Below are 11,484 nucleotides of genomic sequence, written 5' to 3'. Positions count from 1 at the left end.
ACGGTGCCGGCCTGTCGCGCCGGCACCGGGCGACCCGGTTCGGCGGGCGGCGGCCGGGTGGGCCTGGGTCACTGCCGGGTCCGGGGCGGTGAGCTGCCCGGACGGGGCACGCTAGCCTCTGCCGGCATGTCAGCATTCGGCAACTCGCCCAACGTCCTGTTCGCGACGACCGTGACGGCGACCCGGCGGCTGTCGCCCGGGTTCGTCCGGGTGACGCTCGGCGACGAGCGGCTGCGGGAGATGGCCCCGTACCAGCTCGACCAGCGCATCAAGATCATGCTCCCGGTCGACGGCGGCTACCCGGCCGAGCTGCGGGCGGGGCTGCCCGAGCAGACGTGGCGACGCGAGTGGCGGTCCATTCCCGGCGACGTGCGCCCGAGGCTGCGCAGCTACACCGCGTACCGGACCCGGCCGGCGGCGGGCGAGCTGGACCTCGACTTCTACCTGCACCAGCCGCACGGTCCGGCGAGCGGCTGGGCGGCGGCGGCCCGGCCTGGTGACCGGCTGCTCCTGTCGGGCCCGCACGTGGGGGCGGGCCAACCCGGGTACGGCGTGCAGTGGGAACCGGGGCCGGCGACGCGGGTGCTGATCGCGGCGGACGAGACGGCGTACCCGGCGGTACGCGGCATCCTGTCCGGCCTCGGCCCGGGGGTCCGGGCGACGGTCCTGCTGGAGGCGGGCGACGCGGCGGATGCCGCCACCCTCGACGACGTGACCGCCGGCCACCGGGTCGAGGTCCGGCTGCGGGGCGACGCCCGGGGCGGGACGACGCTGACCGGGCTGGTGGCCGACTGGCTGGCCGGGCACGGCCGGACGGCGGCGACCGCGGGGACGGACTTCTACGCCTGGGCAGCTACGGAGAGTAGCAAGATTGCCCTGGTGCGTCGGCTCTTCACCGAGGCGAACGTTGATTTACGGCAGGTGCACACCCAGGGCTACTGGCACGACCGGCCGGCCCGCGAAGAGATCGATGATTAGGTAATGCTAACCTAAACATCGCCGTGAGTAATCACTGTCAGTAGCCAGACGGGAACCTGCACCATGCGCACGCCGACCCCTCGAACAATCCGCCGACGACTCCTCGCCCTCACCGTCGCCTCGGCGGCCGTGCTCGCCGTGGCCGCCTGCGGCTCCGACGACTCCGACCCGGCGGGCAGCGTCGGCGACACCAGAACCGTCGAACACGCACGCGGCAAGACCGCCGTGCCGAACAAGCCGACCCGGGTCGTCGTCCTCGAACCGGTCCAGCTCGACACCGCCATCGCCCTGGAGCTCACCCCGGTCGGCGCGGCCGTGCTCAACGAGGCCGCCGGCGTGCCCAAGTACCTCGGCGACAAGGCCGCCGGCATCACCACCGTCGGCACCGTCCAGGAACCCAACGTGCAGAAGATCGCGGCCCTCAAGCCCGACCTGATCATCGGCACCGAGTCCCGGCACTCCGCCCTGTACCAGCAGCTCACCGACGTCGCCCCGACCGTGTTCATGGCCTCCCAGGCCGACCCGTGGCAGGACAACGTCAGGTTCACCGCGACCACGCTCGGCGGCGCGGACTCCGCCGACAAGCTCCTCGCCGGCTTCCAGCAGCGGTGCGCGGACATCGCCAAGAAGTTCGGCACCGCCGGGAAGACCGCGCAGCTCATCCGCCCCCGCGACGGTGTCCTCACCCTCTACGGCCCCACCTCGTTCGCCGGCAGCGCCCTGGAGTGCGTCGGCTTCACCACCCCGAAGCGCGACTGGGAGAACTCCATCTCGGTCGACTTCTCCCCGGAACGGGTGCTGGAGGCCAAGGCCGACCACGTCTTCGTCACCACCGTCGACGTCAACGACCGCAGCACCATCCCCGCCTCGATCACCGCCAACGCCGCCGCCTTCCCCCGCCTGCACCTCGTCGACCAGTCGTTCTGGATCACCGGGGTCGGCACGGTCGGCGGGAAGGTCGTCCTCGACGATCTCGAACGCATCCTCACCGCGTCGAGTTGACCGCCACCACACCCGCCCGCGCGGTACGGCCGGACACCGGCCGTACCGCGCGTCGCCGTACCACCCGGCGGTGGCTGGTCGGCGCGGTCGCCGTACTCGTGGGGTCGCTGGTGCTGTCGGTCTTCGTGGGCGCGAACCCGGTGCCCCCGGCGGACGTCTGGGCGGCGCTGCGGGGCGCGGGCAGCGACACCGCGCAGTACGTCGTCTGGGGGCAGCGCCTGCCGCGCACCCTCGCCGGGCTGCTCGTCGGAGCCGGCCTCGGCGTCGCGGGCGCGCTGATGCAGGCGTTCACCCGCAACGCGCTCGCCGAACCGGGCATCCTCGGCGTCAACGCCGGTGCCGCCGCGTTCGTCGCCGCCGGCATCGCCTTCTTCGGGATCACCTCGCCGGCCGGCTACATGTGGCTCGCCCTGCTCGGCGCGCTCCTGGTCGCCGTCGCCGTGTACGCCGTCGGCGGTGCCGCCGACCTGCGGGCCACCCCGACCCGGCTGCTGGTGACCGGGGTGGCGACAGGTGCCGTGCTCGCCGGCCTGACCACCGGGATCACCCTCACCCACCCCGACACCTTCGACCGGATGCGCGGCTGGAACGCCGGCAGCCTGCTCGAACGCGACACCGCCGTGGTGCTGCCGGTGCTGCCGCTGATCGTGGCCGGTCTGCTCGCCGCGCTGGTCGCGGCCCGCAGCCTCAACGCGCTCGCGCTCGGCCCCGACCTGGCCGCCGCCCAGGGCGTCAGCCTGGTCCGGACCCGGCTGCTCGTGCTCGGCGCGGTGACCCTGCTCGCCGGTGGGGCCAGCGCCATCGCCGGCCCCATCTCGTTCGTCGGTCTCGTCGTGCCGCACCTGGTGCGGTGGGGCGTCGGCACCGACCAGCGCCGCATCCTCGCCGGATCGCTGCTGGCCGGCGGGATGCTGGTGCTGCTGGCCGACGTGCTCGGCCGGATCGCCGTCCTGCCCAGCGAGATGCCCGTCGGCATCGTCACCGCGTTCGTCGGTGCGCCCATGCTGATCGCGCTGGCCCGACGCCGACGGGCGACCGCGCTGTGAACCGGCCGGTCCGCCGCACCGCCGGGGGTCGCCGGCTGCTGCTCGGCACCGACCACCGGCACGTGACCGTCGGCGTACGCGAAGCCGCCGTCTGCGCCGCCGCCGCGCTCGTCGTCGCGGCGCTGGCGGTGGTCGGCCTCTGGCTGGGTGACTTCCCGCTCCGCCTCGACGAGGTGCTCGGCGTGCTCGGCGGCCGGATCGACGGGCTGACCCGCACCGTCGTGCTGGAGTGGCGGCTGCCCCGCATCGCCGCCGCCGTCGCCTTCGGCGCGGCCCTCGGCGTCGCCGGGGCGATCTTCCAGACCATCACCCGCAACCCGCTGGCCAGCCCGGACATCATCGGCCTGGCGAACGGCTCGTTCACCGGCATGCTGATCGCCCTGCTGCTGCTCGGCGGCGGCTGGCACCTGCTGATGCTCGGTTCGCTCGCCGGCGGCCTGCTCGCCGCGCTGGCGATCTACCTGCTCGCCTACCGGGACGGGCTCTCCGGGTTCCGGTTCATCGTCGTCGGGGTGGGCGTCTCCTCGATGCTCGCCGCCACCAACACCTGGCTGCTGCTCCGCGCCGACCTGGAGACGGCGCTGTTCGCCGCCGCCTGGGGTGCCGGCTCGCTCAACGCGGCCACCGCCGACGTGGTCTGGCCGGCCGCCGCGATCATCCTGGTGCTGCTGGCGGTCACCCCGCTGTGGGCGGCGGCCCTGGCCCAGCTCGAACTGGGCGACGACGTCGCCGCCGCCAGCGGAGTCGCGGTCGAGCGCAACCGCGCCGTCCTCGTGGTCATCGCGGTCGCCCTGGTCAGCGCGGTCACCACCGTCGCCGGCCCGATCTCCTTCGTCGCCCTGGCCGCACCGCAGATCGCCCGCCGGCTCGTCCGGGCACCGGGCCTGCCGCTCGCCGCCACCGCCGGGGTCGGTGCGCTGCTGCTGCTCGGCGCCGACCTGGTCGCCCAGCACGTGATCCCGCTGACCGTGCCGGTGGGGGTGGTCACGGTCACCCTCGGCGGCGCGTACCTGCTCTGGCTGCTCGTCCACGAGATCAGGAGGACCCGATGGTCGACCAGCTGACCGCGCGGCTGCGGGCCGAGCACGTCACCCTCCGGTACGACCAGCGGACCGTCAGCGCCGACCTGTCGTTCGCGGTGCCCGACGGCTCGTTCACCGTGCTCATCGGGCCCAACGCGTGCGGCAAGTCGACGCTCCTGCGCGCCCTCGCCGGGCTGCTCCGCCCCGCCGGGGGCCGGGTCACGCTCGACGGGTCGGACCTGGTCACCCTGCCGGCCAAGGAACGCGCCCGGCGGATCGCGCTGCTGCCGCAGACCATGACCGCGCCCGAGGGGATCACCGTCCGCGAACTGGTCGGCCGGGGCCGCTACGCCCACCAGCGGGTGCTGCGCCGCTTCTCCCACGCCGACGAGGAGGCCGTCGAGTCGGCGCTCGACTCCACCGGCACCACCGACCTGGCCGACCGGCGGGTCGACGAACTCTCCGGCGGGCAACGCCAACGGGCCTGGATCGCCATGGTGCTCGCCCAGGAGACGCCCCTCGTCCTGCTCGACGAGCCCACCACCTATCTGGACGTGGCACACCAGATCGACGTACTCAACGTGCTGCACCGCCTGGTCACCCGGGGACGCACCGTGGTGGCCGTGCTGCACGACCTCAACCACGCCGCCCGGTACGCCACCCACCTGGTGGCGATGCGCGACGGCCGGATCGTGGCCGAGGGGCATCCGGCGTCGACCGTCGGTGCCGGGCTCGTCGCCGAGGTGTTCGGGATGCCGAACCAGGTGGTCCCCGACCCGGTCACCGGAGCGCCCATGGTCGTACCGGCCGACACCCGGGAACCGGCCGCCGGGTGAGGTGGGCGACCGCCGCCCGGCCTCCGGGGCCGCCCGCAGGCGTACCCGACCGGGAGGGCGTGGTCGGGTAACCTGTGGGCGAACGGGCCGCTAGCTCAATGGCAGAGCTGAGGACTTTTAATCCTTAGGTTCAGGGTTCGAGTCCCTGGCGGCCCACCACGATCCGCCTTGGACGCGAAAGCGTCTGACGAAGGTCACCGGACGCAGCCGGGGCACGACGCAGCCCCGGTCCTCGTCTGCACGCAGACCGCGAGCACTGCCCGTCTCCCGCCTGCGGCCACCCACCGGGCCGCGCGGCCGGTCCTTCTTCGGGCACCCGTTGAACGTAGGTCTGTACGTGCTCCGCAGGCTGGCGGCCCGATCCCACCGGCGTCGGCCGGGACGCCGGTGGGCCGTGCGCTGGAGGGCACCGCTGGACGCCTTCCATTTCGTCTTCGAGATCGGGTCCCACCCCACCGACGACTGACCACCCTGACTTCCGAGACCAGCCGTCGATGTAACCGGCCCTGCCTGCCCGGCTACAGGGTGCATCGGCGTCTCAGGCGGCCCCGGCAATCGGGCCCAAGGGTTCGGCGTTGCTGCGGCGGATACTCACCACCTCTCCCTCTTCGTGCCAACCAAGCTGTTCCGCTTTCGCTCCCAGCGCGTAGAGAGTGGGTGCGTTTGCGCGCTGGCGGAGCCTGGCGAGCATTCCTTCTGCCGTCCTCGTGCTGACGTAGAGTGCTGCTGCCGCAGCGGCGACGGTCTGCCCCAACAACAGTAGTCGCAGTAATTCGTGTTCCTGGCCACTAACACTTCTGTCCCCCGTGGACATGACAACCTCCGGCTGAGAATCCCGGCATCGGTAATCAAGAGCCTAGGGTGCAGCACCCATCCCCGACTGTCAATGCCGACAAATCCGCCAAAAGCTCGATACCGGACACGGTCGCAGCACTGCTGCGGGTATCCGCAACCCTTCCCCGGCAGGCTTGTCGTGGCCCCATGGGTCCGGCCAGTCTGCATCGACGGGAGTTCCCGTGACAACTATCGGTTCCATCGGGAGGATGCATCTTGTTCGCCAAAGGGATTATCGGCCGCATTGTCGCCCTCACGGCCCTCGTGTCCGGGAGTGTGGTAATCATCAGCGCCACGGGAGCGCAGGCGGCACCTGAGCCCCTCTGTCTCAGCAACTCCGCGGCCAACAGGGCGACAGCCGGCGACGGCGGGGCAAAGGCGTTGGACCGCACCCTCGTCGCCCTGCGTCGTTCCGGCAAGTCGCAGGCGGAGATCGACCGGACGCTGTTCGCCGAGGAGGGACTCAGGCTCGTCTCGACCCCGACGCCCCGAACCGCTACTCCGATGTCGTCGGAAAGCATCGTCAGCGTGCCCGCGCCCTCCATCTACAGGGACACCTGCACCAGTAAGTACTACGCGATCGCAACGTGGAAGTTCAGCAGTCTCACCTCACTCAAGAGTGACGGTGGCTGCACGACCACGTGCAATGTCGGTGGATACGACGTGTTCGCGATCTCCTTCAGCCGTAACGTCTCCTCGGTGTCGGGATACTCCTCGACCGCATGGGGCGCGTCCAGCACGTTCCCGTCCTTCAGCCTGACCATGGTCTCCGGCGGGACCGACGGGGTCGCGGCCAGGGCGCAGGATCGACTCTGCGGTGGATCCGGCTGTGGCGCGCTGGACTACAACATGTACAACGGCCAGATCGTGTACTCGATCAATACTCCCGGCTGCGGCGAGCTCCAGGCCTTCTCGGAGTACACCCACACCTGGTCGACCGCACAGATCACCGGCATCGGCGTCGGGATCGACTCGATCAGCGTTTCGTGGAACCCGACCGACAAGGGTTGGGACAAGGGCAGCCAGCCCTCGAACGTCGTGCGGCCGTGCTGAGTCCCGGCGCCTTCTCCAGGGCATCCGGTGGCGTTTTCGTCGCGGCGGCAGTGCTGACGGCCACCCTCGGCGTCGCCTCACCCGCCCTGGCCAACGACGGCAACTGCGGACCTGGCGACTTGTGCCTCTTCGAGGGCAACAACATGAGCGGTGGTCGCTGGGACCTGGGCAGCAGCGACAGCGACTACGCCAGTGGCGACAAGTGGTGGGGGACGACGATCTCCATCAACGACCAGGCCAGTTCCGGACAGAGCAAGTACAGCTTCTGGGACGCCTACCTTTACGAACACTCCTACTACCGAGGCTCCTGGCTCCGCATCCTCCCGGGGGAGAAGGTCTACTACTTCTCCGACTACGGGTTCAACAACAAGGCTTCTTCCAACGACTACTGAACATTCCGCAAGTGGCGGAATTGAGGAATAATTGTGATGCGTCAGGCGCTGGTGGCCCTGCCGGCCACCAGCGCCTCAATCGCAGAGGTAGGCCATGCCACGATTGAGAACTTTACTCCCCGTCGTTGTGGTGACCTTTATTTCCGGCTGCGCAGGGCCGACCGCCGAAGTTGCGGGTGAGCCGGAGATAAGTGTCCGTACGGGACCGGTGCTCGCCGAGAAGGTTGCCCTCCCACTCGACGCCTACATGCTCGACGCGCGGAGCGAGGCGATAGTCACCTACGCAACTTCCCTGATCGCCGCGAAATGCCTGGCTCGCTTCGGCTACCAGGTCGTCCCACCACCGCTGGTCGAGGGACGCCCCGGTCATCCCGACAGGTTCGGCATCACGGACGAGGCGGAGGCACGACGCTACGGCTACCACCCGCCTCCCAGCCGGCTGGCCGGCCCGAGGCGGGAGCCGGAGTTACCCCCGGGGGCCTACGCGATCATGCATGGCGAGGTCGCCAGGAGCGAAGCCGGCCAGGTTCCGGAGGGCGGATGTCTGGGGGAGGGACGCCGGGCGCTGGGGTCAGCCTCCGCGGAGAGTTTCGCGCTGCCCTTCGCGCTCGCCGGTGAAGCAACGGCGCGGGCCAGGCAGGACCGTCGCCTCCTGGCCGCCTTCGACGACTGGCGTGACTGCATGTCGAAGCGGGGCCATGACTATCCGGACCCCTGGAAGGCGAATGACGATGTGCGGTGGCAGGGTTCGAACGTCGCGACGGCAACCGAGAGGGAGGTCGCGGTCGCCGATGTCACGTGCAAGCGCGAGACGAATCTGATCAACATCTGGATGGCAGTGGAGGCGGCCTACCAGACGCGCTCCATCGAGGAGAACGAGACCCGCCTCGACGAGGTCAAGCAGACGATGGATGCGGAGCTTCGCGCTGCCACATCCGTCGTCATGTCGAGTGGGACAACATGGTCCCCTCACGTCGCACCGCGTTGATCGCGACAACCGCTGCGGTGGCGGTACCCACCGGTCGACCGTGGCAGGCTGGCGAGCCCTCCGGGCCCGATGCCAGCACGCCGCGCCCGAACTCGACGGGCACAGGGGGAGGACAACGCGATGAGCGGTGAAACACACAACGGCGTTTGCCGGTGCGGGTCCGCGAAGGCTGGCCTGGCGACAAGACGACGGTGGTTGGCACTGACCGCCGGGGCAGCTGTCCTGTCCGTGACCGGTCTGGTGGGCTCGACCTATGTGAAGTCGCCGGCGGAGCGGCGAGCGGCCGCCGCGCCGCCAACTCCCACCGTGCTGACCGCGCCCGTCGAGCGCAAGGTTCTGGCGGACACCGTAGTCGTACGGGGGACCGTGGTCACCGAGCGGCGAATAGAGGTCACGCCCGTGGTGTCCGATGTCGGCGCTCAGGTGGTGACCCAGGTCAGGGCGAGGACCGGTGCCACCGTGCGCGCGGGGCAGGTCCTTCTCGCCGTCTCGGGACGGCCCTTGGTGGTGCTGCCGGGGCGCACGCCCGGCTACCGTGACCTCAAGCCGGGAGACAGTGGTGAAGACGTCACGCAGCTTCAGCATGCCCTGAAAGAACTGGGCCACTACCGGGGTGGCGACCGGGCAGGGTACTTCGGTGCATCGACCAAGTCAGCGGTGCGACGACTGTACCGCTCGATAGGTTACGACGTTCCTGACACAGGAGGCCGCGGCGGAGCAGCCGATCGTCCCGCCCTGGACGCCGCTCGGTCGGCCATCGAGTCAGCGGAACACGAGCTACGGACCGCGGCTCGCGACGCCGCAGGTCACGACGCCGTCGACATCGCCCGTCGTCGTCTCGAACGCGCGAAGGCGGCAGAGACGGAACTGATTGCGCATACGGGGCCGATGCTGCCGTTGGCGGAGGCTGTCTTCGTCCCAGCGTTCCCGGCCCGGGTCATCGACACGAAAGCGGAAGTCGGCCGCAAGATCGAGGAGCCCCTGCTCACCCTCGGCGCCGGGAATCTCAGCATCGAGGCGAAGCTGCCCCCGGACCAGGCCACCCTGGTGCAACCCGGGATGGGGGCGATCGTGGCGTCGGAGATCACCGGTGACGAGACCGCCGCGAAGGTCACTGCGGTTGGCGAGCCGGTGGTGGACAGCACGGGTGGGGCGGCTCCACACTGTGTCGTCCTCCTGCAGTCGCTGCGCAGGTTGCCGTCAAGTTGGGCCGATCTCGACGTGCGGGTCACGGTGACCTCCGCCAAAAGCGCGCGGAAGGTCCTGGTGGTGCCGGCGTCCGCGATCTTTGCCGGTGCGGACGGAACATCCGCCGTGCTCGTCCAGCCGGCTGCCGGCGTCCCCGTCAGGACCGAGGTACGCGCCGGGGCGAGTGCGGGTGGATTCGTCGAGGTCACCCCACTACACCAGGCACGCCTGCGGGAGGGCGACGTCGTCGTGGTGGGTACCGGCGCATGAACGACCTCATGCGCCTGAGTGCGATCGGACTCACCTATCCCGGTCCGCCGCCGGTGCGAGCGCTCAACGACGTGAACCTATCCATCGCGGCCGGCGAACGAGTCTCCGTGGTAGGCGCCTCCGGTTCCGGAAAGTCGACCCTGCTGAACGTCATCGGGCTGCTGGACCGGCCTACAGCCGGGCGCTACGAGTTCCGGGGCAGGGATGTGGGCTCGCTGTCGGAAGGGAAGCGATGCGCGCTGCGCGCTTTCGAGATCGGGTTCGTCCTCCAGGCGTTCCATCTGCTGCCCCGGCGCTCGGCGTTGGAGAACGTGGAACTCGGCCTGCTCTACCGGGGCGTAGCGGGTGAGACGCGCCGGGCAGCGGCCACGGAGGCGCTGAAGCGTGTCGGACTGGCCCGTCGAGCACAGGCGATGGCCAACAATCTCTCCGGAGGGGAGCGGCAGCGGGTCGCTGTGGCGCGGGCCATCGTCGGACGGCCGCAGGTGCTGCTCTGCGACGAACCCACCGGAAACCTCGATAGCCGGAGCGCGGCTGACGTCCTCGATCTCTTCGACGAACTTCACGGTGACGGTCTGGCGCTGATCGTCGTCACTCATGACATGGCGGTGGCGGATCGGTCACCGCGCTCCATCTCCGTCATGGACGGGGTGGTCACGTGAATCGCCGCACCAGTGTCCGCTTTCTCGACCTGATGTCCGAGGCCTTGGCCGGCCTGCTGCAGAGGCCCGGTCGATCGGTCCTGACGGCACTCGGCGCGGTGCTCGGCATCACCTCGCTCGTCTCGGTCCTCGGCCTCGCCGCTACGGCCGGGGCGCAGATTGATGACCACTTCAGCGAACTCGCCGCGACGACCATCACGGTCGAGGATATCGGCAGAGCCGGGGAGATCTCCTCTCCGCCGTCCTTTCTCCCGGACGCACCGGAGAAAATTGCCCGCCTGAACGGCGTGACGGCTGCGGGAGTGTGGTGGCCGGTACCGAACGAGCGGTATCACCTTGCGGCAGCGCCCGGAGTCCGCAACGACACGAATGTGGGCGTGATGGCTGCGGACAGTGGCGCGCTGGCCGCAGCGGAGATCAAACTCCGGTCGGGTCGGATCTTCGACACCTTTCACGAAGAACGTGCGGAACGGGTGGCCATCCTGGGTGCTGCGGCGGCCGACAGGCTCGGGATCTCGACCCTCGCCTACCAGCCCACGGTCTTCATCAATGACATGCCGTTCTCAGTGATGGCGGTTGTCGACTCGGTAGAGAGGTTGCCCGAACTGCTCCTCAGCGTCATCATCCCCCCGAACTCGGCCGTGGTCGCGTTCGGCACGCCCGAGGAACCTCGTGCCCGAATGCTGGTGGAGACGAGGGCCGGGGCAATTTCCCTCGTCGCATCCCAGATAGCGTTGGCTTTGCGGCCGGAAGCTCCGGAAATGTTCAAGGTGGTAGCGGCCGGCGACCCTCAGTCGCTACGCGCGAAGGTCACCGGCGATCTCGACGATATGATCATCGTGTTGGCAGTCGTATGTCTCGTCATTGGCGCGGTCGGTATCGCCAACACGATGCTCGTGTCAGTCCTGGAACGGGTCGAGGAGATTGGGCTGCGGCGGACGCTGGGCGCGCGGCCGTGGCACATAGGTGTCCAGTTCATAGCCGAATCCGCCGTGCTCGGCGCGACCGGCGGGCTCATCGGCACCGCCCTCGGCGTCTCCCTCGTCTTGGCCATCGCCATCGCGCGGAGGTGGACCGCGGTGATCGAACCTTGGACGGTCGCCCTGGCACCCTGCCTCGGCTTGGCAATCGGGCTATCGGCAGGGCTCTACCCAGCACGTCGTGCGGCGCGTATCGAACCAGCCGACGCAATGCGGCGATGAGGTAGCGTAAG

Annotated in this window: 11 protein-coding genes and 1 tRNA gene; all 12 read left to right on the top strand. The window is 69.8% G+C overall.

The features are described from left to right. Positions 1-126: 126 nt before the first annotated feature. The 12 genes from ACN261_RS10540 to ACN261_RS10485 all read left to right on the top strand — a co-directional run bounded on the left by ACN261_RS10540 (position 127) and on the right by ACN261_RS10485 (position 11,473). Positions 127-978, top strand: a complete 852-nt coding sequence (locus tag ACN261_RS10540; RefSeq protein ID WP_421485026.1) for a siderophore-interacting protein — start codon at positions 127-129, stop codon at positions 976-978. Positions 979-1,041: 63 nt separating this feature from the next. Next, a complete protein-coding gene (locus ACN261_RS10535) occupies positions 1,042-1,980 on the top strand; it encodes an ABC transporter substrate-binding protein (protein ID WP_425849744.1) in 939 nt (312 codons plus the stop codon). Further along, the gene (locus tag ACN261_RS10530) at positions 1,977-3,026 is read left to right on the top strand and encodes a FecCD family ABC transporter permease (protein WP_425849741.1); all 1,050 of its coding nucleotides are present in this window, start codon (positions 1,977-1,979) and stop codon (positions 3,024-3,026) included. Before ACN261_RS10535 ends, ACN261_RS10530 begins: the two co-directional genes overlap by 4 nt. Continuing rightward, entirely contained in the window at positions 3,023-4,090 is a 1,068-nt protein-coding gene (locus ACN261_RS10525) for a FecCD family ABC transporter permease (protein WP_425849738.1), read from the top strand. The genes ACN261_RS10530 and ACN261_RS10525 overlap by 4 nt, the downstream gene beginning before the upstream one ends. Continuing rightward, positions 4,087-4,884: an ABC transporter ATP-binding protein gene (locus tag ACN261_RS10520; RefSeq protein WP_421486975.1), complete on the top strand. Its 798-nt coding sequence runs from the start codon at positions 4,087-4,089 to the stop codon at positions 4,882-4,884. Before ACN261_RS10525 ends, ACN261_RS10520 begins: the two co-directional genes overlap by 4 nt. An 84-nt stretch (positions 4,885-4,968) precedes the next feature. Further along, positions 4,969-5,043, top strand: a tRNA-Lys gene (locus tag ACN261_RS10515). Between the two features lie 891 nt (positions 5,044-5,934). After that, complete coding sequence (locus tag ACN261_RS10510; protein WP_363650003.1) at positions 5,935-6,771, top strand: hypothetical protein; 837 nt, start codon at positions 5,935-5,937, stop codon at positions 6,769-6,771. Positions 6,772-6,821: 50 nt separating this feature from the next. After that, positions 6,822-7,163: a peptidase inhibitor family I36 protein gene (locus tag ACN261_RS10505; protein ID WP_363650001.1), complete on the top strand. Its 342-nt coding sequence runs from the start codon at positions 6,822-6,824 to the stop codon at positions 7,161-7,163. A gap of 208 nt (positions 7,164-7,371) precedes the next feature. Beyond that, positions 7,372-8,151, top strand: coding sequence for a hypothetical protein (locus tag ACN261_RS10500; protein WP_421485023.1), 780 nt, complete (start codon positions 7,372-7,374; stop codon positions 8,149-8,151). A gap of 228 nt (positions 8,152-8,379) precedes the next feature. Next, complete coding sequence (locus tag ACN261_RS10495) at positions 8,380-9,609, top strand: peptidoglycan-binding protein (protein ID WP_363649997.1); 1,230 nt, start codon at positions 8,380-8,382, stop codon at positions 9,607-9,609. After that, the gene (locus ACN261_RS10490; protein WP_363649995.1) at positions 9,606-10,271 is read left to right on the top strand and encodes an ABC transporter ATP-binding protein; all 666 of its coding nucleotides are present in this window, start codon (positions 9,606-9,608) and stop codon (positions 10,269-10,271) included. Before ACN261_RS10495 ends, ACN261_RS10490 begins: the two co-directional genes overlap by 4 nt. Further along, positions 10,268-11,473 carry an ABC transporter permease gene (locus tag ACN261_RS10485; RefSeq protein ID WP_421485022.1) on the top strand — a complete coding sequence of 402 codons (1,206 nt, stop codon included), beginning with the start codon at positions 10,268-10,270 and terminating at the stop codon, positions 11,471-11,473. Before ACN261_RS10490 ends, ACN261_RS10485 begins: the two co-directional genes overlap by 4 nt. Positions 11,474-11,484: the final 11 nt, after the last annotated feature.

Origin of the sequence: Micromonospora sp. WMMD723 (assembly GCF_049863385.1) — a bacterium.
Classification (GTDB): Bacteria; Actinomycetota; Actinomycetes; order Mycobacteriales; family Micromonosporaceae; genus Micromonospora; species Micromonospora wenchangensis.
Note: the sequence above shows the minus strand (reverse complement) of the source record. Positions and strands in the feature narration are given on the sequence as shown.